Origin of the sequence: Pseudomonas protegens, from assembly GCF_003732485.1 — a bacterium.
GTDB lineage: Bacteria > Pseudomonadota > Gammaproteobacteria > Pseudomonadales > Pseudomonadaceae > Aquipseudomonas > Aquipseudomonas protegens_B.
Genome location: NZ_MOAK01000086.1, coordinates 284636 through 305479, shown reverse-complemented (window position 1 = coordinate 305479; position 20844 = coordinate 284636). Strand labels below are relative to the sequence as shown.

Below are 20844 nucleotides of genomic sequence, written 5' to 3'. Positions count from 1 at the left end.
GCGCCCGGCAGCGCCAACCGGCAATCAGCCTGGCGAATAACCCGCATCAAAACAACGAATTGGAGCCCGACTGCGGATAAACGTACAACAGCGCAAAAAAACACAAAAGGAAGTCGCTTCATGGCCTTGTTCGTTTCGATCCTGCTCAGCCTGCTCGCCGGTTTCGCCGTGCCCCTCCAGGCCGGGACCAACGCCCGCCTGGGCACCCTGCTGGGGCATCCATTGTGGGCCACCGGCGTTTCCTTGCTGGTCAGCCTGCTGGTGCTGGGGGTCCTGCTGCTGTTCATCAAAGTGCCCAAACCCAATCTGATGGCCGCGCTGCAAGGCCCCTGGTGGATCTGGATGGGCGGCATGGCCGGAGTGCTCTACATCACCGTGGCGCTGTTGATGGCGCCACGCCTGGGGGCGCTGAACTTCATCATGGCGGTGATCATCGGCCAGTTGCTGATCTCGCTGATCATCGACTACTTCGGGCTGGTGGGCCTGCCACGCAAAGACATCAGCCTGCAGAAACTCATTGGCGTGCTGGTGGTGATCGGCGGTTTCGTCATCACCACCCGAGGCTGAGGCGCCATTTCAGGCCTTGGCCTCGCTGGCCAGCTTGACCTGTTCACGCAACCAGCGATGGGCCGGGTCATCGCTGAAACGCGAATGCCAGATCTGCACGAACTTGAAGGGCGCAATGTTCAAGGGCGGGGGCAGCCGCAACAGCCCTTCCTGCAGCGGGATCTCGTCCAGGGTGCGGCTGGCCACGGTAAGAATCAGATCGGTGCCACGGATCATCCCCGGCGCGATGCCCCAGTGGGGCACGCTGACCGCGATCTGCCGCTGCAGTCCCTCCTCCCCCAGGCGGTGATCGACTTCACCATTGAAACAGCCGTCCATCGACACCTGCAGATGGGGACGCTGCAGATAGGCCGTCAGGTCCAGGCCGCCGTCACCCTCAAGGGTGGCGCGGTCCACCAGGCAGGAAAAGGTTTCCTCGAACAGCACCTCCTTGACGATCTCATCCGAAGGGCTGGGAAACACCCCCAGGGCCAGGTCGATCTTGCCCAGGGTGATCTGCTCGAACATCTCGTGGCGGCTGCCCTGGGTCACCACCAGGCGCATCAAGGGCGCCTCGCCACGCAGGCGCACCAGCAACCTGGGGAGCACGATCGCCGCGCCGTAATCCGACATCGCCAAGTGAAAGATCCGCTGGGAACTGGCCGGATCAAAGTCGAGGGACTTGCCGAACAGGGTTTCGATCTGACTGAGGATGTCCTTGAGGGGCGCTTGCAGGCTGCGGGCCAGGGGACTGAGCAGGACATCGTTGCCCTGGCGGATCAGCAACGGATCATCCAGTAGCACCCGCAGCTTGCCCAGGGAATGACTGATAGCCGGCTGGCTCAGGTGCAGGCGCTCGCCGGTGCGGGTCACGTGCTTTTCCGTCAGCAAGGCATCGAGCACCACCAACAGATTCAGATCGATATTACGCAGGGAAACGCGGGTCATCCGGTGTTTTCCAACTGGGAGGCGCTCGGCGCCGGGGAGCCGCAGAATAACCCAGTGCCGCAAGCCCAATGCAAAACGGGCGACCCGAAGGCCGCCCGTGCTGGAAGGAATTGAAGTTACAGATGGCTTTCCGCGTACTCCGCCAGGATCGAGCGCGGCACCCCTTGCAGGGTGATGTGCACGCCGTTGGGGAAGTCCTTGAAGCGTTCGGTGAGGTAGGTCAGCCCCGAGCTGGTGGCCGACAGGTAAGGGGTGTCGATCTGTGCCAGGTTGCCCAGGCACACCACTTTGGAACCGGCGCCGGCACGGGTGATGATGGTTTTCATCTGGTGCGGGGTGAGGTTCTGGCATTCGTCGATCAGGATCAGGCTCTGCTGGAAGCTGCGACCGCGGATGTAGTTCAGGGATTTGAACTGCAACGGCACCTTGCTGAGGATGTAGTCGACGCTGCCATGGGTGTTCTCGTCATCCATATGCAAGGCTTCGAGGTTGTCGGTAATGGCACCCAGCCAAGGCTCCATCTTCTCCGCCTCGGTGCCCGGCAGGAAGCCGATCTCCTGGTCCAGCCCCTGCACGCTGCGGGTGGCGATGATGCGCCGGTAGCGCTTGCTGACCATGGTCTGCTCGATGGCAGCAGCCAGGGCCAGGATGGTCTTGCCGGAACCGGCGGCGCCGGACAGGTTGACCAGGTGAATGTCCGGGTCGAGCAACGCGTACAGCGCCAGCCCCTGGTAGATGTCTCGCGGTTTCAGGCCCCAGGCTTCCTGGTGCAACAGGGGTTCCTGATGCAGATCGAGGATCAGCAGCACATCGGCGCGGATCTCCTTGATCCAGCCGACAAAGCCCTGTTCGTCGATGATGAATTCATTGATATGCACCGCCGGCAGGTTGTCGATCAACTGCACCTGGTGCCAGGTGCGGCCGTGGTCCTGACGGGTTTCCACCTTGCTTACGCGGTCCCAGAACGAGCCGCTCATGTTGTGGAAACCATTGGGCAGCAGGGACACGTCGTCCACCAGCTGGTCGGTGCTGTAGTCCTCGGCGGCGATCCCGCAGGCCCGCGCCTTGAGGCGCATGTTGATGTCTTTGGTCACCAGCACCACGGGCAAGTCCTTGTTGCGCGCGTGCAGGTCGATCAACTGGTTGATGATGATGTTGTCGTTGAGGTTGTCCGGCAACAGGCTGTTGGGCTCGTTGCGCTTGCTCATCAGAATCGACAGCAAGCCCTTGGGCCCGCTCTTGCCGCGCTGGATCGGAACCCCCAGCTCGACGTCCTCGGGGGAAGCCTCGCCCAGGGTCTTGTCGATCAGGCGGATCGCCTGGCGGCATTCGGCGGCAACGCTGTGGTGCCCGCTCTTGAGCTTGTCCAGCTCTTCGAGGACGGTCATGGGGATGGCGACGTGGTGTTCTTCGAAATTCAGTAAGGCGTTGGGATCGTGAATCAATACATTGGTATCGAGTACATAAAGGATTGGCTGGTTGGAAGAAGAGCTACGTCCGTGGTCATCCATACTCGGTCACCTTATGTGGGAGCCAGTCGACGCAATACCATGGGGTATCGCGCCTCGAATGACCACCGAATTCACCCGCAGGGGTTCAGGTGAGCTGCACACACAAGGAGTCTTGGGAGACGCCACCTGTGTCGCAGGTTTCGGCGGTCTAGGTTCGTAATACTCCAAAAACCGTGACAGGAAAACGCACTTTGACGCTTTTTTGATGTTTATTTTTCAGGGTGACGAAAAGCCCTTGGCGCACCGCCCGGTCACCGTTAAAGTCGGAAGTCCGCCTGCCTCGAAATCCCGCTGAAATTCGCCCCCTTTACGGCCCACACCCCGTGTTTCCGGGCACTTGGTCGTTTCAGCGAAACGCGTCCTGACAATCCTCCCAACCGATGCCACTTTGTGCGGTCTGCGCCAGCAGCCAGGGCAAACTGCTCTTGACCCCGTCTTGCTTGGCATTGAAGGCAATCACCCCGCGTCGCCACAGCAACATCAAGGTCAGCACCCGCTGGCCACTGTCCTCGGCCTTGAGCTTGCCGGCGCCATCCTGGGCGTCGATGTCCCACAACGCTACCTGCATGCCCTGGGCATTGAAGAAATCCTGGGCATCGGCACGACGCTGGCCAAAGGGCGGGCGGAACAAGGGCACGTAGTTTTCCGGCAGCTTGCTCTTCACCAGATCGGCGCTGCGCTGGATCGAGTACTGCCAATCCTGCCAGTGACTGTGGGAGCGGAACTCCCAGCCTTGCACGCCAACGCACTGCCTGGAGTACAGGGATTGCAGGCTGGCCACCGAAGCCTTGTCGAGGCGGTTCTGGATATCGTTGCCCAGGACAAAGAACGTACCGCTGAGATTGGCCTTGCGCAGGTAGTTGGTCAGCCAGGGCGTGTTGTCCGGTGCCAGGTTGGCGGCGCTGTCGAAGGTCAGCAGAAACAGCCGGTCGTTGAGTTCGTCACCGTTGCGCTCGTAGTCGCCGTAGCGCAGCACCTCGCTGCTGGTCTGGGGGGCCAGCGCCGCCTTGCGCAGCAATTCGTCCAGGTACTGCTCATGGAAGGTCCGGCTCGGCTCGCCCCAACGGGCGTAGTAGGAATCCTCTGCCAAGTGGAACTTGCCGGCCTGCTTGCGCAGTTGCTGCATGTTTTCCACCAGGTAGCAGAACGAAGCGTCCTGGTCGCAGCTCTGCTGGGCGAAGTTGTAGTTGTCCAGCAGGCGTTTCCAGAGATGCTCGCGCAGCTCAGAGATCGCCTCCATGTTGATCATGCGCAAGCCCAGGCGCTGCTTCAGGGACGCCTCGTCCCAGGCCTCGCTGACCAGCAAGGCGCGGGCAAAGGTCAGGATCTCGGCCCGCGAGGCGACGTCGAACAGGGTCGGATTGTCGAGCTTTTCCGGCCAGGTGCTGCGATCCAGGGTCGCCACATCATTGGGCGCCGCCAGCACACTGAGACTCAGAAGCCAGGCCGAGAAGAAAAACGCGATACGCAAAAGAGACGCCTCCAGAACAAAACCCGCGCGGCACTATAGCCGATATGCCACACAGCGAAGGCATTCACCCGGCATCCGCCACGCGTCAGCTATCGCCTTGATAGGTGGAGTCCGAACGCCCGAGCCCCTAGAATCCCCCGACGCTAAAAGGAGACGACTCATGCTGATGGTGATTTCACCCGCCAAGACCCTCGATTACGAGACGCCGCCGGTCACCCCGCGCTTTACCCAGCCGCAATACCTCGACCACTCCCAGGAACTGATCCAGCAACTGCGGGAACTGAGCCCGGCGCAGATCAGCGAGTTGATGCACGTATCCGACAAGATCGGCGGGCTCAACGCCGCGCGCTTCGGCAGCTGGACCCCGGCCTTCACTCCGGACAACGCCAAGCAGGCGCTGCTGGCCTTCAAGGGCGACGTCTACACCGGGCTCAACGCCGAATCCTTGAGCGAAGCGGACTTCGATTACGCCCAGCAACACCTGCGCATGCTGTCCGGCCTCTACGGCCTGCTGCGCCCCCTGGACCTGATGCAGCCCTATCGCCTGGAAATGGGCACCAAGCTGGCCAACGCCCGGGGCAAGGACCTGTATGCCTTCTGGGGCACGCGCATCAGTGAATGGCTGAACGAGGCCCTGGCCGATCAAGGCGACGACCTGTTGCTCAACCTGGCCTCCAACGAGTACTTCTCGGCAGTCAAACGCACAGCCCTGAACGCGCGGATCATCAACACCGAGTTCAAGGACCTGAAGAACGGCCAGTACAAGATCATCAGCTTCTATGCCAAGAAGGCCCGGGGCCTGATGAGCCGTTTCGTCATCCAGGAACGCATCAACGATCCAGCACAACTCAAGCAATTCGACGTCCAGGGCTACCGCTTCAGCGCGGAGCAGTCCAAAGCCGACAACCTGGTGTTCCTGCGCGACCACGCACCGGAATAAAGCGTTCCCCTGCCGCGCTCGCTTCCATCCGGCGAGCGCGCCAGAATGTGATCACCTGCACATTCCCCGCCTTTATAAAGCCATTTTTTTGGCGTCATAGAACTTTCATCTATTTCTATAACTTTTCTTTCACTCGACAGCAGTGATTTTTTTCAGTAGTGGCACCACTTTTTTTATTAGGTAGTGGCACAAAAGTATCCCCGCGCTTCAACTCCCCATAACTAAAGGCTCAAACCTTAAGTGCTATCAATTTGAGAGCAGTGCCATCTTTCTCAATATTTCAAGAAATTTCTAAAAACAGGATGAGCGGGCAGGAACTATGCCTTCAGACACCGCTCATACCACCGGTAACGATTCTCAACGAGGTTGTAAGAGATGACTTACGCAGGCTCGGTAAACCAATCAAGTTCCGACACGGGTTTGACCAATGAGTCACAAACTTGAACTAAAGGGTTAACAACAGGAGATAAGGCACCTCAACTTTCCCCTAACGAGCCAAGGAACAGCTGGCCTTCAAGGACCGCAGAAATCAACTGGAAAGCCCTGAACACATGGCCTCCAGCCATTCGAAGGACATCGAATGGTTTTTCTCGAGAAACCTGTAGCAGGAGCCGCCGGCAACATTCAAGGGCAAGTCAAAACAACATGGATCGGTTGCGCACAACTTGAGTGCATTTATTTAGTCACTCGGAACTTAGTCTGCCTGCACACGGCACTACAACGTACTTTGTTGTACTTCCGAGTGCGCAACAACAGCTGGCAAACATTAACTCCGGCCATCTAATGGCGTGAATAACACAGAGGTAAATGCGATGCGCATCAGCATATTTGGTTTGGGTTACGTCGGTGCAGTCTGTGCCGGTTGCCTGTCTGCACGGGGCCATGAAGTGGTTGGCGTAGATATCTCCAAAGACAAGATCGACCTGATCAACGCCGGCAAATCGCCCATCGTCGAACCGGGTCTGGGTGAACTTCTGACTCAAGGGATTCAGACCGCTCGTCTGCGCGGTACCACCAACTTCGCCGAAGCCATTCGCGATACCGACCTGTCGATGATCTGCGTCGGCACCCCGAGCAAGAAGAACGGCGACCTGGAGCTGGACTACATCGAATCGGTGTGCCGCGAGATCGGTTTCGTCCTGCGCGACAAGGCCACCCGCCACACCATCGTGGTACGCAGCACGGTGCTGCCGGGCACGGTGAAGAACGTGGTGATCCCGATTCTCGAAGACTGCTCGGGCAAGAAGGCCGGGGTGGATTTCGGCGTGGCGGTGAACCCCGAGTTCCTGCGCGAAAGCACCGCGATCAAGGACTACGACTTCCCGCCCATGACCGTGATCGGCCAGTTCGACCAAGCCTCCGGTGACGTGCTGCAAGCGCTGTACGAAGAGCTCGACGCGCCGATCATCCGCAAGGGCATCGAAGTCGCCGAAATGATCAAGTACACCTGCAACGTCTGGCACGCCACCAAGGTCACCTTCGCCAACGAGATCGGCAACATCGCCAAGGCGGTGGGTGTCGACGGCCGTGAAGTGATGGACGTGGTCTGCCAGGACAAGACCCTCAACCTGTCCCAGTACTACATGCGCCCCGGCTTCGCCTTCGGCGGCTCGTGCCTGCCCAAGGACGTGCGTGCCCTGACCTACCGCGCCGGCTCCCTGGACATCGAGGCGCCGCTGCTCAACTCGCTGATGCGCAGCAACGAATCCCAGGTGCAGAACGCCTTCGACATCGTGTCCAGCCACGACAAGCGCAAGGTCGCCCTGCTGGGCCTGAGCTTCAAGGCCGGCACCGACGACCTGCGCGAGAGCCCGCTGGTGGAACTGGCGGAAATGCTCATCGGCAAGGGCTTCGACCTGAGCATCTACGACAGCAACGTCGAGTACGCCCGGGTTCACGGCGCCAACAAGGACTACATCGAGTCGAAGATCCCCCACGTCTCGTCCCTGCTCAACTCGGACTTCGACGCAGTGATCGGCAACTCCGACGTGATCATCCTCGGCAACCGCGACGAGAAGTTCCGCGCCCTGGCCGAAGACGTGCCCCACGGCAAGCAGGTCATCGACCTGGTGGGCTTCATGTCCAAGGCCACCTGCAGCAAAGGCCGTACCGAAGGGATCTGCTGGTAAGGCTTCGCCGGCCAGCCGGCTCCTACCCCATCCCCGTAGGAACTGGCTGGCCAGCGATCTGGCCCTGCCAAATCTCCATGCCTGCCTTAACCCCCCTCGGGCCACCCCACAGGCTCGCCCGAGACCTTGATGGACGCAGATTATGCACAGGCTAAAGCACGGCCTGCTTCAGGCCGCCGGTTGGCTGTTCTACTTGAGTTTGCTGATGGGCATGGCCTTGTTGCTGCCCACCTCGACCTTCGACTCCGAGTCCAAGGACTTCATTTTCCTGATTGGCGCCGTGGGCATCTGGCGCTACTCCATGGGTGCCACGCACTTTGTCCGCGGCATGCTGTTTCTCTACGTGGTCTACCCGCACCTGCGGCGCAAGGTGCGCAAGCTCGGCAGCGCGGCGGACCCGTCCCACGTGTTCCTGATGGTCACCAGCTTTCGCATCGATGCGCTGACCACCGCCCAGGTCTACGGCTCGGTGATCCGCGAAGCCATCGACTGCGGCTTCCCCACCACCGTGGTCTGCTCGATCGTGGAGATGTCCGACGAGCTGCTGGTGAAAAGCCTGTGGGCGCGGATGAACCCGCCGGAGCGGGTCAAGCTGGACTTCGTGCGCATCCCCGGCACCGGCAAGCGCGATGGCCTGGCCTTCGGTTTCCGCGCCATCTCCCGCCACCTGCCGGACAACCGCGCCGTGGTGGCGGTGATCGACGGCGACACCGTGCTCGGCGAAGGCGTGGTGCGCAAGACCGTGCCCTGGTTCCAGTTGTTCGGCAACGTCGGTGGCCTGACCACCAACGAATTCTGCGAAGTGCGCGGCGGCTACATCATGAGCGAATGGCACAAGCTGCGCTTCGCCCAGCGCCACATCAACATGTGCTCCATGGCCCTGTCCAAGCGCGTGCTGACCATGACCGGGCGCATGTCGGTGTTTCGCGCCACCGTGGTCACCGACCCGGACTTCATCGCCGACGTGGAAAGCGACTCCCTGCAACACTGGCGCCTGGGCCGTTTCAAGTTCCTCACCGGCGACGACAAGTCCAGCTGGTTCAGCCTGATGCGCCTGGGCTACGACACCTTCTACGTGCCTGACGCGGCGATCAACACCGTGGAACACCCGCCGGAAAAGAGCTTCATCAAGGCCAGCCGCAAGCTGATGTTCCGCTGGTACGGCAACAACCTGCGGCAGAACGCCCGGGCCCTGGGCCTGGGCATGAAACGCCTGGGGCTGTTCACCAGCGTGGTGCTGTTCGACCAGCGCGTGTCGATGTGGACCTCGCTGCTGGGCCTGACCGTGGCCATCATCGCCAGCTTCAAGTACGGCACCGCCTTCATCCTCGCGTACCTGCTGTGGATCGGTATCACCCGCTTGATCCTGACTCTGCTGCTGTCCTGCTCGGGGCACCGGATCGGCCCGGCCTACCCCTTGATCCTCTATTACAACCAGATCGTCGGCGCCCTGGTGAAGATCTACGTGTTCTTCCGCCTCGACCAGCAATCCTGGACCCGCCAGGACACCAAGCTGACCCGCGACCTGGCCAGTTTTCAACGTTGGTTCAACACCTGGTCGTCTCGGACCATGACCTTCTCGGCCGGCAGCGTATTCGTCGCTGTCCTGCTGCTGATGGTCTGAACCGCCTTGCCTGAATTAACTAGGAAATCGACCCTATGAACACCGCTGTGAACGTCAATGTAGTGCATGAATCTGAAGCCCAACGCCAGCACGCCCGAGTCAAGATCCCGGCCAAGCTGCGCTTCTTCGGGACCGAGGCCAAGCCCCTTGAAGTGCGGGTCCACGACCTCTCTGCCGGTGGCCTGAGCTTCAACGCCGGGCAGCAGATGCTGACCGTGGGTGCCGTGCACAAGGGCCGCCTGCAGTTTGTCATCGACAACCTCGGCCTGGCCATGGATGTGGAGCTGCAGATCCGCTCCTTCGATCGCCAGAGCGGCCGCGTCGGTTGCCAGTTCCAGAACCTCGAGCCCCAGGACATCTCCACCCTGCGCCACCTGATCACCTCGCACCTGGCCGGCGATATCGTCAGCATGGGCGACGTGCTCGCCACCCTGCAGCGCGACAACTTCACCAAGGCGCGCAAGACCAAGGACAGCGGCAGCGGCATGACCGCCATGGGCCGCTTGCGGGCCGTGACCTTCAGCGCCGGGATCTTCGTGGTGGGTCTGGCGGCGTTCGGTTTCATCCTCAAGTCGGTGTACGGCATGTACTTCGTCAGCCACGCCCAGGCCGGCCTGGTCAGCGTCCCGGGGATGAACGTCACCATGCCGCGCGACGGCACCGTACAAAGCCTGGTGCAGAGCGACGGTATCGCCGCCAAGGGCGCGCCACTGGCCACCTTCAGCACCAGCATGCTCGACGTGCTCAAAGGCCACCTGGATGAAGGCCAACTGCAACCGGCCAAGGTCGAGGAGCTGTTCGGCAAGCAAATGACCGGCACCCTGACCTCCCCCTGCGACTGCACCGTGGCCCAGCAAATGGTCGCCGACGGTCAGTACGCCAGCAAAGGCGACGTGATCTTCCAACTGGTCCCGCGGGGCAGCCAGGCCAACGTCGAGGCGCGCTTCTCTTACCGTCAATTCGCTGATGTACGCCCGGGCACCAAGGTCAACTTCCAGATTGCCGATGAAGACACCGTGCGCCGCGGCACCATCGTCAGCAGCACCAGCCTGAACAGCAACGACCTGTCCTCCGACATCCGCGTGCAGATCAAGCCCGACGCGCCCCTGAGCAGCGCCTTCGCCGGTCGCCCGGTGGAAGTCAGCAGCGACCGCGGTCCCTCGATGAACTGGCTGATCGACAAAGCCATGGCCGCCGGTCTCTGAGCGGAGGACATGCCTGTGACTAGCCCTTTCATTGACGAGTGCTGCGCGCTCGATCGCGAGCAAGCTCGCTCCTACCAGAACACCGCCGCCTCCCGTAGGAGCGAGCTTGCTCGCGAAAGCGCTCAAGGCCGCCGCCATCTGGCCCTGTGCTGCCTGGCGCTGGCCGTGAGCCTGGCCGGTTGCGCCGGCCTGCCCGACCAGCGCCTGGCCAACGAAGCCTTGAAGCGCGGCGACACCGCCCTGGCCGAACAGAACTACCGCCAGCTGGCAGACCTGGGCTACAGCGAAGCCCAGGTAGGCCTGGCCGACATCCAGGTGGACAGCCGCGACCCGGCGCAGATCAAGCAGGCCGAGGCCACCTATCGCGCCGCAGCCGATGTGTCGCCCCGGGCCCAGGCGCGCCTTGGCCGCCTGTTGGTGGCCAAGCCCGGTTCCACCGAGGCCGAGCAGCACGAAGCCGAAGGCCTGTTGAAAAAAGCCTTTGCCAACGGTGAAGGCAACACCCTGATTCCCCTGGCGATGCTGTACCTGCAATACCCCCACAGCTTCCCCAACATCAACGCCCAGCAGCAGATCAGCCAATGGCGCAGCGCCGGTTACCCGGAGGCCGGCCTGGCCCAGGTGCTGCTGTACCGCACCCAAGGCAGCTACGACCAGCACCTGGCCGAGGTGGAAACCATCTGCAAGGCCGCACTCAACAGCACCGACATCTGCTACGTGGAACTGGCCACCGTTTATCAAAAACGCGGCCAGCCGGAGCAACAGGCCGAGCTGCTCAAGCAGCTGCAGGCCGGCTACAGCCGTGGCACGGTCAGCGCCCAGCGAGTCGACAGCGTGGCCCGCGTGCTGGGCGATGCAAGCCTGGGCAAGCCGGATGAAAAAACCGCCCAGGCCCTGCTGGAGCAGGTCGCTCCGGGTTACCCCGCGTCCTGGGTCAGCCTGGCCCAGCTGCTCTACGACTTCCCCGAACTGGGTGACGTCGACAAGATGATGCAGTACCTGGACAACGGCCGCGCCGCCGACCAGCCCCGGGCCGAACTGCTGCTGGGCAAGCTCTACTACGAAGGCAAATGGGTGCCCGCGGACGCCAAGGTGGCCGAGGCGCATTTCCAGAAAGCCGTGGGCCGCGAAGTCGCCGCCGACTACTACCTGGGGCAGATCTACCGCCGTGGCTACCTGGGCCAGGTGTACCCGCAAAAAGCCCTGGACCACCTGCTGACCGCTGCGCGCAACGGCCAGAACAGCGCCGACTTCGCCATTGCCCAGTTGTTCTCCCAGGGCAAGGGCACCAAGCCCAACCCAGTCAACGCCTACGTCTTCAGCCAACTGGCGAAGGTCCAGGACACGCCGCAAGCCAACGAGCTGGCGCAACAGCTGGAAAGCCAATTGCCGCCTGCACAGCGCGCCGAAGCCCAACGCCTGCTGCAACAAGAGCAGGCCGTGCGTGGGGCCTTGAGCCAGAACACGCTGCAACTGCACGCCCTGCAAGAAGAAGACGGCGAGGAAACCCTATGAAGTTGAATCCATTCGTGAAGGCCGGCATCGGCCTGAGCTTCGCCCTGATCTGGTCCTGCCCGACCCTGGCAGCGATGACCGATACCCAGAACTTCGGCCTGGAAGTGAAAATCACCGGCCAGTCCGAAGACGACCGCGACCTGGGCACCCTCAGCGGCGGCGACGTCAACGGCCTGGGCCTGGACCTGCGGCCGTGGGTCTACGGTGAACGCGGTGCCTGGAGCGCCTACGCCATGGGCCAGGCGGTGACCTCCACCGACATCATCGAAACCGATACCCTGCAGCAGTCGGACGCCGACGGTACCCAGCAGTCGAGCAACGACGACCGCAAGACCAAGAAAAACTACCTGGCCCTGCGCGAGTTCTGGATCGGCTACAGCGGCTTCACGCCCTACCCCGGCGAGCAGTTGAAACTGGGCCGCCAACGCCTGCGCAACGACGACGGCCAGTGGCGCGACACCAACATCGAGGCCCTGAACTGGACCTTCGACACCACCTTGCTGCGGGCCAACGTTGGCGCCGCCGAGCGCTTCAGCGAGTACCGCACCGACCTCAAGGAACTGGCGCCCAAGGACAAGGACCGCCTGCACGTCTACGGCGACGCGGCCTACCAGTGGACCCCAGGCAACTGGGTGGGGATTCGCGGTCATCACACCCACGATGACGGCAAGCTCGACTATCCGGTGCCCGGCGAAGCGGCCGATTCCCTGGACAAGAAAGAGAACGGCGACCTCACTTGGCTCGGCCTCACCGCCGACAGCGACGCCTATAACTGGCGCAACACCAACACCGTCAACTACTGGGCCAGCCTGACCGGCATGCGCGGCGACCGCGACACGGTCAACGCACTGGACGCCAATGGCAACCGCCCGGCCCAGGCCAAGCGCGGCGAGAACCTCGACGGCTGGGCCACGGACCTGGGCGTGCGCCTGCGCCTGGACCCGAACTGGCAAGTCGGCGCCGCCTATGCCCGCGCCAGCGGCGACTACGAGCAGAACGGCCTGGAAAGCAACCGCTCCAACTACACCGGCACCCGCTCCCGCGTGCACCGTTTCGGCGAAGCCTATCGCGGCGAAATGAACAACATGCAGACCGCCACCCTGTTCGGCTCCTGGATGCTCAACGACGAATACGACGCCAGCCTGATCTACCACAAGTTCTGGCGCGTGGACGGCAACAAGGCAGTCGGCAGCAACGGTATCAACGCCGTGGACAACGACTATGACGGCAACGGCAACCTGCTCTCCAGCACCGCGCTGCCCCTGCAGGACGGCAGGAAAGACTTGGGGCAGGAAATGGACCTGGTGGTCACCAAGTACTTCAAGCAGGGCCTGTTGCCGGCGGCCCTGAGCCAGTCCATCGATGAGCCGTCGGCCCTGGTGCGTTTTCGTGGCGGTGTGTTCAAGCCCGGCGATGCCTATGGCAAAGACGTCGACTCGTACATGCACCGCGCCTTTATCGACGTGATCTGGCGCTTCTGATGCGAGCCGCGAAGGGAGTCCCCGAAATGAACTGCTACCCCATGAACAGCCCCGCTGCGAAAGGCGCCATCAGCCTGTTGGCCGGCGCCCTGTTGCTGGCCAGCAGCTCGGCGTTCGCCACTGTCGAGCCGGCCAAGGCGCCGATCGTCGCCAAGGAGCTGCAACAGGCCAAGACCTACACCGTCAGCAGCGCGCCCACCGAGCCGTTGAACCTGGCCACGCCGACCCTGCCCAACCTCTCCGGCTACACCGCCGAGGCCGCTGCGGCGAAGATCGTGCGCAGCCAGCCGGGCAAGATCAGCGTGCGCCGGATGATGCAGGAAGACGCCCTGAAGGACTTTATCGGCGGTGACAACAAGATGGCCGAATGGGTGGTGCGCCAACACGGCATTCCCCAGGCGATCTTTATCGATGACGGTTACGTCAACCTCAAGGACCTGGCCAAGAAACTGCCCAAGCAGTACATCAGCGAAACCGCGCCGGGTGTATTCCTCGCACGCCTGCCGATCGTGGTCGGACGCAAGGGCATCCTGGAAATCGACAAACAGACCCAGGAGCTGCGCCTGTCTCAGGAAGGCGGTTCGTTCCTGGTCAACGATGGCCAGCTGTTTGTGCGCGACACCAAGGTCACGGGCTGGCGCGAGAAAGACAACGGCCCGGCGACCTTCCGCTCGCCCAAGGAATTCCGCCCGTTCCTGCTGGCCTGGGGCGGCACCGAGACTTACATCGTCAACAGCCAGATGGCCAGCTTCGGCTACGCCAACTCCAAGTCCTACGGCGTGAGTATTTCCCAGTACACGCCGAACATGGCCAAGGTGCTCAAGCGCGATGAACCCACCGGCTGGATCATCGGCTCGGATTTCTCGGACATGTGGTACGGCTTCTACTGCTACGAAACCCGCGACTTCGTGGTCAAGGGCAACACCTACAAGGACAACATCGTCTACGGCATCGACCCCCACGACCGTTCCCACGGCCTGATCATCGCCGACAACACCGTCCACGGGACCAAGAAGAAGCACGGCATCATCATTTCCCGGGAAGTGAACGACAGCTTCATCTTCAACAACCGTAGCTACGACAACAAACTCTCGGGCCTGGTGATCGACCGTAACAGCGTCAACAACCTGATTGCCTACAACGAGATCTACCGCAACCACACCGACGGCATCACCCTCTACGAGAGTGCCGACAACCTGCTGTGGGGCAACAAGGTGATCAGCAACAAACGCCACGGCATCCGCATTCGCAACAGCGTGAACATCCGCCTCTACGAAAACGTCGCCATGGCCAACGGCCTGACCGGGGTCTACGGCCATATCAAGGACCTTTCCGACACCGACCGCGACATCAAGCTCGACCCGTTCGACGCTCAGGTTTCGCTGATCGTGGTCGGCGGCGAGCTGGCGGCCAATGGCAGCGGCCCCATGTCCATCGACTCGCCGTTGAGCGTGGAGCTGTATCGCGTGTCCATGCTCGCGCCCACCAAAAGCAGCGGCATCAGCTTTTCGGGGATCCTTGGCGAACGCCAGGATGAAATCCTCGACCTGATGGTTCGCCAGCAAAAAGCCGTGCTGATCGACCCCGTCGAACGCCAGACCGAAATGCGCGATTGAGGATGACTGTCATGCCCCCACACCTGATCAAACTGTTGAGCCTGTCGGCGCTGACCGCCGGCATTCTCGCCGCCAGCGCCGGCGCCCGCGCCGATGAGCCCCAGGCGCCGAACTTCACCGCCGAGCCGTGCTGCAACCTGTGCCCGGCCGCCCATGATGCGAAGAACTACACCACCCGCTACCAGCAGAACTTCACCACCCTGGTGCAAGCCCAGGGCGACTGGCTGTTCCGCACCCAGGAAGACCTGCGCACCGAATTCAACACCACCCCGGAAGGCTACCGCCGCCTCAAGCAGTTGCACGAAGCCTTCAAGAGCAAGGGCGTGGAGCTGGTGGTGGTCTATCAGCCGACCCGTGGCCTGGTGAACCGCAACAAGCTCAACCCGGCGGAGAAAGCCCGTTTCGACTATGACAAGGCGTTGAGCAACTACAAGGCCATGCTCGGGCGCTTCGCCCAGATGGGCTACGTGGTGCCGGACCTGTCGCCGCTGACCAACGAACAACTGCCGGACACCCTGCCGGCCCACGACTTCTACTTCCGCGGCGACCAGCACTGGACCCCCTATGGCGCCCAGCGCACGGCGAAGATCGTCGCCGACAAGGTCAAGCAGTTGCCGGCCTTTGCCGACATTCCACGGCGTGAATTCGAGACCCACAAATCCGGGCGCATGGGCAAGACCGGCACCCTGCACAACATGGCCGGGCAATTGTGCGGCACCAGCTACGCCATCCAGTACATGGACCAGTTCACCACCGAGCCCAAGGGCGAGGCTGGCGACGGCGACCTGTTCGGCGATTCCGGCAACCCGCAGATCACCCTGGTGGGCACCAGCCACAGCGGCAAGAACTACAACTTCGCCGGCTTTCTGGAAGAGTCCATCGGCGCCGACATCCTCAATGTGGCCTTCCCCGGCGGTGGCCTGGAAGGCTCGATGCTGCAGTACCTGGGCAGCGAGGAATTCCAGAAGAGCCCGCCGAAGATCCTCATCTGGGAGTTCTCGCCGCTGTACCGCCTGGACCAGGAAACCATCTACCGGCAGATGATGGCCCTGCTGGACAACGGCTGCGAGGGCAAGGATGCGCAGATGACCGGCAGCACCACCCTCAAGCCGGGCAAGAACGAACTGCTGGTCAACAGCAAGAACCTGGACCTGCGCAACAGCAACCACCAGGTCGACATCCGCTTCGCCGACCCTTCGGTGAAAACCCTGCAAGCCACCCTCTGGTACATGAACGGGCGCCACGAGGACATCAAGATCGACAAACCGGAAACGTCCGACACCGACGGGCGCTTCGCCTTCGAACTGCGCACCGACGAAGACTGGGCCTCGCAGAACCTGCTGGCGGTCGAGATCCAGGGCCCGGAAGCGGGCACTGCGGGGCAGAAGGTCGAAGCGAAAATTTGCAAACGCAACGTATTCCCGAGCGCCGAGCAACGCACCGCGCAAATCGGGCAATGAGGTTCCTATGCAAAGCACAACGATCAAACGACTTTTGACCCCGACCCTGCTCAGCCTGGCGATGTTCGCCGGTGCGACCCAGGCCGCGGCCCCCCTGCGGCCGCCCCAGGGTTACTTCGCGCCTGTGGATAAGTTCAAGGCCGGCGACCACAGCGAAGGCTGCGACGCCATGCCCGCGCCCTACACCGGCTCGCTGCAATTTCGCAGCAAGTACGAAGGCTCGGACAAGGCCCGCGCGACCTTGAACACCCAGTCGGAAAAAGCCTTCCGCGACAGCACCGCCGACATCACCAAGATCGAGCGCGGCACCAGCAAACGGGTCATGCAGTTCATGCGTGACGGCCGTCCGCAACAGTTGGAATGCACCCTGAGCTGGCTCACCGCCTGGGCCCAGGCCGACGCGCTGATGTCCAAGGACTTCAACCACACCGGCAAGTCCATGCGCAAATGGGCCCTGGGCAGCATGGCCTCGGCCTACCTGCGCTTGAAGTTCTCCGACTCGCACCCGCTGGCGACTCACGAAAAGGAAGCGCAGCAGATCGAGGCCTGGTTCAGCAAGATGGCCGACCAGGTGGTCAGCGACTGGGACAACCTGCCCCTGGACAAGACCAACAACCACTCCTACTGGGCCGCCTGGTCGGTGATGGCCACCGCCGTGGCCACCAACCGCCGCGACCTGTTCGACTGGGCGGTCAAGGAATACAAGGTCGGGGTCAACCAGGTCGATGCCGAAGGTTTCCTGCCCAACGAACTCAAGCGTCAGCAGCGCGCCCTGGCCTACCACAACTACGCCCTGCCGCCGCTGGCAATGATCGCCAGCTTCGCCCAGGTCAATGGCGTGGACCTGCGCCAGGAAAACAACGGCGCCCTCAAGCGCTTGGGTGACCGAGTGCTGGCTGGGGTGAAAGACCCGGACGACTTCGAGAAGAAGAACGGCAAGCAGCAGGACATGAGCGACCTCAAGGTCGACTCGAAATTCGCCTGGCTGGAACCCTACTGCAGCCTCTACACCTGCGCCCCGGATGTACTTGCGCGCAAGCACAAGATGCAGCCGTTCAAGACCTTCCGCCTGGGTGGCGACCTGACCAAGGTCTACGACCCTTCCCACGAAAAAGGCTCCTGATCGAATCGTTGGAACAACTTCCTGTAGGAGCTGGCTTGCCAGCGAAGAGGCCCTCAAGACCGCCATCGCCGGCACGCCGGCTCCTACAGAACGCAGTACCGCTTTCCCGCTTTTTTCGCGGGGGGGTTTGGGGGGGCTCCGGCCTCTGACTATTGGTTAAACACGGAGAGATCGGGATGGTTTTTTCATCCAATGTGTTCCTGTTTCTGTTCTTGCCGATCTTTCTCGGCTTGTACTACTTGAGCGGGCAACGCTATCGCAACTTGCTGCTACTGATCGCCAGTTATGTGTTCTATGCCTGGTGGCGGGTGGACTTCCTGGCGCTGTTCGCCGGCGTCACCCTGTGGAACTACTGGATCGGCCTGAAAGTCGGTGCGGCCGGGGTCCGGAGCAAACCCGCCCAACGCTGGCTGCTGCTCGGCGTCGGCGTCGACCTGTGCATCCTCGGCTACTTCAAGTACGCCAACTTCGGCGTGGACAGCATCAACGCGATCATGACCTCCTACGGTCTGGAACCGTTCATCCTGACCCACATCCTGTTGCCGATCGGCATCTCGTTCTACATCTTCGAGTCCATCAGCTACATCATCGACGTCTACCGCGGCGACACCCCGGCCACCCGCAACCTCATCGACTTCGCGGCGTTCGTGGCGATCTTCCCGCACCTGATCGCCGGCCCGGTCCTGCGCTTTCGCGACCTGGCGGACCAGTTCAACAACCGAACCCACACCCTGGACAAGTTCTCCGAAGGCTGCACCCGCTTCATGCAGGGTTTCATCAAGAAGGTGTTTATCGCCGACACCCTGGCGGTGGTCGCCGACCATTGCTTCGCCCTGCACAACCCCACCACGGGCGATGCCTGGCTGGGCGCCCTGGCCTACACCGCGCAGCTGTACTTCGACTTCTCCGGCTACAGCGACATGGCCATCGGCTTGGGCCTCATGATGGGTTTCCGCTTCATGGAAAACTTCAAGCAGCCCTACATCAGCCAGTCGATCACCGAGTTCTGGCGGCGCTGGCACATCAGCCTGTCCACCTGGCTGCGCGACTACCTGTACATCACCCTGGGCGGCAACCGCAAAGGCACGCTGATGACTTACCGCAACCTGTTCCTGACCATGCTGCTCGGTGGCCTGTGGCACGGTGCGAACATCACCTACATCGTCTGGGGCGCCTGGCACGGCATGTGGCTGGCGATCGAAAAAGCCCTGGGCCTCAACACTTCGCCGCGCAGCCTGAACCCGATCCGCTGGGCACTGACCTTCCTCCTGGTGGTGATGGGCTGGGTGATCTTCCGTGCCGAAAACCTGCACGTGGCCGGGCGTATGTACGGCGCCATGTTCAGCTTCGGCGACTGGTCGCTGTCGGAACTCAACCGCGCCAGCCTCACCGGTCTGCAAGTGGCGACCCTGATCCTGGCCTACGCCACCCTGGCGTTCTTCGGCCTGCGTGACCTGTACCGCAACCCGGCGCCGGTCAAGGCCAAGCCCGAGGTCACTACCGCCGCCGACGGCCCGGCCAGCGCCCAGCCCGGCCTGATCAAGGCGGTGCCCGGGGACAACCCCGGCAGCATTCACCAGCCGGGCTACATCGTCGGCACCGAGGCCCAGGTGCAGCCGGCCTACTGGACTGCCGACTGGTCGCGCTACGCCATGCGCGCCCTGGTGCTGCTGCTGTTCATTGCCTCGATTCTCAAACTTTCGGCGCAAAGCTTCTCGCCGTTCCTTTACTTCCAGTTCTGAGGGATCTGCCCATGACCCGCTCATTACGTGTGTTCTACATCGCCCTGTTCCTGCTGACCCTGCTGGTGCTGGGGGTGTGGTCGGCGCGCAGCTTCTTCGGTTTCAGTACCAACAACGACGCCACCGTGCTCAACGGGCGCTGGGCCAAGGCGGTGGAAACCCACTACGACGACCAGTTCCCGATCAAGCGCCTGGGCACCAACCTCTGGGCCGCCCTGGACTTCAAGCTGTTCAACGAAGGGCGCCCGGGGGTGGTGCTGGGCCGTGACCAGTGGCTGTACAGCGATGAAGAGTTCAACCCCGTGGTCAACGAGGAGCTCAACCTACAGGGCAACTACGCCCTGGTGGAAGGCGTGCGCCAGACCCTCAAGGAGCACGGGGTGAAGCTGGTGATGGCGATCGTTCCGGCCAAGGTGCGCCTGTACCCGGAACACATGGACGAAGTGCGCCCGGCGCGCATCCACGCCAACCTCTACCAGGACTTCCACACCCGAGTCGCCGCCGACAAGATCCTTGCCCCCGACCTGCTTGGCCCCCTGCAACAGGCCAAGCAACAGGGCCAGCAAGTGTTCCTGCGCACCGACACCCACTGGACCCCCGCCGGCGCCGAGATCGTCGCCCGGCAACTGGCCCGGACCATCGCCGCCAAGACCCCGCTCAGCGGTCAGCCACAACGCTTCGTTACCGAGACCCAAGAGACCGTGGAACACAAGGGCGACCTGCGCCGCTTCCTGCCCCTGGACCCGCTGTTCGAAAACCTGATGCCGGCCGAAGAGCCCCTGCAAAAGCGCGTGACCCGGGCCAGCGAAGAGCAGCCGGCCGCCGACGACGCGCTGTTCGCCGACCGCGAAGTGCCGGTGACCCTGGTGGGCACCAGCTACAGCGCCAACCCCAGCTGGAACTTCGTCGGTGCCCTGAAACAGGCCCTGCACAGCGACGTGCTGAGCTACGCCGAAGACGGCCACGGCCCGATCCTGCCGATGCTCAGCTACCTGAAAAGCGACGACTTCAAGAACAACCCGCCCCAGGTGCTGATCTGGGAATTCCCTGAACGCTATCTGCCTGTGAACAACGAAATCGGCGACGCCGACCCGCAGTGGGTCGCAGAGCTCAAGCAAGCCGGTGCTCGCCAACAGAACGTAGCTGCACTCAACAAATCCGAGACGCCCGACCGGGCGCAAAACTAAAAAAGAGGTAACACTCATGACTTTCACTACTACTCCTCGTCGTCTCGCTGCCAAATCCCTGAAAGCTGCCGTATTGGCCGCGGGCCTGGGCCTGCTATCAGCTCCGGTATTCGCCGGTGGCGATGCCGCCCTGTACGGCCCCACCGCGCCCAAGGGCTCGACCTTCGTGCGCCTGTACAACGCCAGCAACAGCGAAGTCAGCGCCACGGTGGGCAGCACCAACGTCAATGACGTCGCGCCCCTGGCCAGCAGCGACTTCAGCTTCATGCCCGGCGGCGACTACACCGCCAAGGTGGGCAGCCAGAGCGTACCGGTGAAACTGGCCGCCGATCACTATTACACCCTG

16 protein-coding genes are annotated in these 20844 nt (G+C 62.3%); 13 read left to right on the top strand and 3 right to left on the bottom strand.

Annotated features, from left to right (window positions below):
* Positions 1 to 120: 120 nt before the first annotated feature.
* Positions 121 to 567 (top strand): DMT family transporter, encoded by a 447-nt coding sequence (locus tag BLX41_RS28360; protein WP_123727558.1) that lies wholly within the window; start codon positions 121 to 123, stop codon positions 565 to 567.
* Between the two features lie 9 nt (positions 568 to 576).
* Here BLX41_RS28360 and BLX41_RS28355 read toward each other — a convergent pair whose 3' ends face one another.
* The 3 genes from BLX41_RS28355 to BLX41_RS28345 form a co-directional block, all read right to left on the bottom strand.
* Entirely contained in the window at positions 577 to 1494 is a 918-nt protein-coding gene (locus tag BLX41_RS28355) for a LysR family transcriptional regulator (protein ID WP_123727557.1), read from the bottom strand.
* Between the two features lie 116 nt (positions 1495 to 1610).
* Entirely contained in the window at positions 1611 to 3005 is a 1395-nt protein-coding gene (locus BLX41_RS28350) for a PhoH family protein (protein ID WP_123727556.1), read from the bottom strand.
* Between the two features lie 346 nt (positions 3006 to 3351).
* A complete protein-coding gene (locus BLX41_RS28345) occupies positions 3352 to 4476 on the bottom strand; it encodes a polysaccharide deacetylase family protein (RefSeq protein WP_123727555.1) in 1125 nt (374 codons plus the stop codon).
* A gap of 160 nt (positions 4477 to 4636) precedes the next feature.
* Here BLX41_RS28345 and yaaA point away from each other — a divergent pair, with 160 nt between their 5' ends.
* The 12 genes from yaaA to BLX41_RS36505 form a co-directional block, all read left to right on the top strand.
* Positions 4637 to 5416 (top strand): peroxide stress protein YaaA, encoded by a 780-nt coding sequence (gene yaaA, locus BLX41_RS28340; protein WP_102861246.1) that lies wholly within the window; start codon positions 4637 to 4639, stop codon positions 5414 to 5416.
* Positions 5417 to 6228: 812 nt separating this feature from the next.
* Positions 6229 to 7545 (top strand): nucleotide sugar dehydrogenase, encoded by a 1317-nt coding sequence (locus BLX41_RS28335; RefSeq protein WP_123727554.1) that lies wholly within the window; start codon positions 6229 to 6231, stop codon positions 7543 to 7545.
* Between the two features lie 142 nt (positions 7546 to 7687).
* A complete protein-coding gene (gene alg8 / locus BLX41_RS28330) occupies positions 7688 to 9169 on the top strand; it encodes a mannuronan synthase (protein WP_123727553.1) in 1482 nt (493 codons plus the stop codon).
* Positions 9170 to 9204: 35 nt separating this feature from the next.
* Entirely contained in the window at positions 9205 to 10374 is a 1170-nt protein-coding gene (locus BLX41_RS28325) for an alginate biosynthesis protein Alg44 (protein WP_123727552.1), read from the top strand.
* 9 nt (positions 10375 to 10383) lie between these two features.
* The gene (gene algK, locus BLX41_RS28320) at positions 10384 to 11889 is read left to right on the top strand and encodes an alginate biosynthesis TPR repeat lipoprotein AlgK (RefSeq protein ID WP_123727551.1); all 1506 of its coding nucleotides are present in this window, start codon (positions 10384 to 10386) and stop codon (positions 11887 to 11889) included.
* Positions 11886 to 13370, top strand: coding sequence for an alginate export family protein (locus BLX41_RS28315; protein WP_123727550.1), 1485 nt, complete (start codon positions 11886 to 11888; stop codon positions 13368 to 13370). The genes algK and BLX41_RS28315 overlap by 4 nt, the downstream gene beginning before the upstream one ends.
* A gap of 41 nt (positions 13371 to 13411) precedes the next feature.
* Positions 13412 to 14986 carry a mannuronan 5-epimerase AlgG gene (gene algG / locus BLX41_RS28310; protein WP_404942810.1) on the top strand — a complete coding sequence of 525 codons (1575 nt, stop codon included), beginning with the start codon at positions 13412 to 13414 and terminating at the stop codon, positions 14984 to 14986.
* Positions 14987 to 14997: 11 nt separating this feature from the next.
* Positions 14998 to 16446 (top strand): alginate O-acetyltransferase, encoded by a 1449-nt coding sequence (locus BLX41_RS28305; RefSeq protein ID WP_123727801.1) that lies wholly within the window; start codon positions 14998 to 15000, stop codon positions 16444 to 16446.
* 7 nt (positions 16447 to 16453) lie between these two features.
* On the top strand, positions 16454 to 17569 hold the full coding sequence (locus BLX41_RS28300) for a mannuronate-specific alginate lyase (protein WP_123727548.1): 1116 nt from the start codon (positions 16454 to 16456) through the stop codon (positions 17567 to 17569).
* Between the two features lie 176 nt (positions 17570 to 17745).
* A complete protein-coding gene (locus BLX41_RS28295) occupies positions 17746 to 19311 on the top strand; it encodes an MBOAT family O-acyltransferase (protein ID WP_123727547.1) in 1566 nt (521 codons plus the stop codon).
* A gap of 11 nt (positions 19312 to 19322) precedes the next feature.
* The gene (locus BLX41_RS28290; RefSeq protein ID WP_123727546.1) at positions 19323 to 20498 is read left to right on the top strand and encodes an alginate O-acetyltransferase; all 1176 of its coding nucleotides are present in this window, start codon (positions 19323 to 19325) and stop codon (positions 20496 to 20498) included.
* Between the two features lie 16 nt (positions 20499 to 20514).
* On the top strand, positions 20515 to 20844 hold a 330-nt coding region (locus BLX41_RS36505; protein WP_259745278.1), incomplete at its 3' end, for an alginate O-acetyltransferase AlgF.

Coding starts and splice junctions, on each gene's coding strand:
- BLX41_RS28350 (WP_123727556.1), bottom strand. CDS start 3,005: ATGGATGACCACGGACGTAGCTCTTCTTCCAACCAGCCAATCCTTTAT.
- yaaA (WP_102861246.1), top strand. CDS start 4,637: ATGCTGATGGTGATTTCACCCGCCAAGACCCTCGATTACGAGACGCCG.
- BLX41_RS28315 (WP_123727550.1), top strand. CDS start 11,886: ATGAAGTTGAATCCATTCGTGAAGGCCGGCATCGGCCTGAGCTTCGCC.
- BLX41_RS28295 (WP_123727547.1), top strand. CDS start 17,746: ATGGTTTTTTCATCCAATGTGTTCCTGTTTCTGTTCTTGCCGATCTTT.
- BLX41_RS28300 (WP_123727548.1), top strand. CDS start 16,454: ATGCAAAGCACAACGATCAAACGACTTTTGACCCCGACCCTGCTCAGC.
- BLX41_RS28305 (WP_123727801.1), top strand. CDS start 14,998: ATGCCCCCACACCTGATCAAACTGTTGAGCCTGTCGGCGCTGACCGCC.
- BLX41_RS28360 (WP_123727558.1), top strand. CDS start 121: ATGGCCTTGTTCGTTTCGATCCTGCTCAGCCTGCTCGCCGGTTTCGCC.
- BLX41_RS28335 (WP_123727554.1), top strand. CDS start 6,229: ATGCGCATCAGCATATTTGGTTTGGGTTACGTCGGTGCAGTCTGTGCC.
- algG (WP_404942810.1), top strand. CDS start 13,412: ATGAACAGCCCCGCTGCGAAAGGCGCCATCAGCCTGTTGGCCGGCGCC.
- algK (WP_123727551.1), top strand. CDS start 10,384: ATGCCTGTGACTAGCCCTTTCATTGACGAGTGCTGCGCGCTCGATCGC.
- alg8 (WP_123727553.1), top strand. CDS start 7,688: ATGCACAGGCTAAAGCACGGCCTGCTTCAGGCCGCCGGTTGGCTGTTC.
- BLX41_RS28325 (WP_123727552.1), top strand. CDS start 9,205: ATGAACACCGCTGTGAACGTCAATGTAGTGCATGAATCTGAAGCCCAA.
- BLX41_RS28290 (WP_123727546.1), top strand. CDS start 19,323: ATGACCCGCTCATTACGTGTGTTCTACATCGCCCTGTTCCTGCTGACC.
- BLX41_RS28355 (WP_123727557.1), bottom strand. CDS start 1,494: ATGACCCGCGTTTCCCTGCGTAATATCGATCTGAATCTGTTGGTGGTG.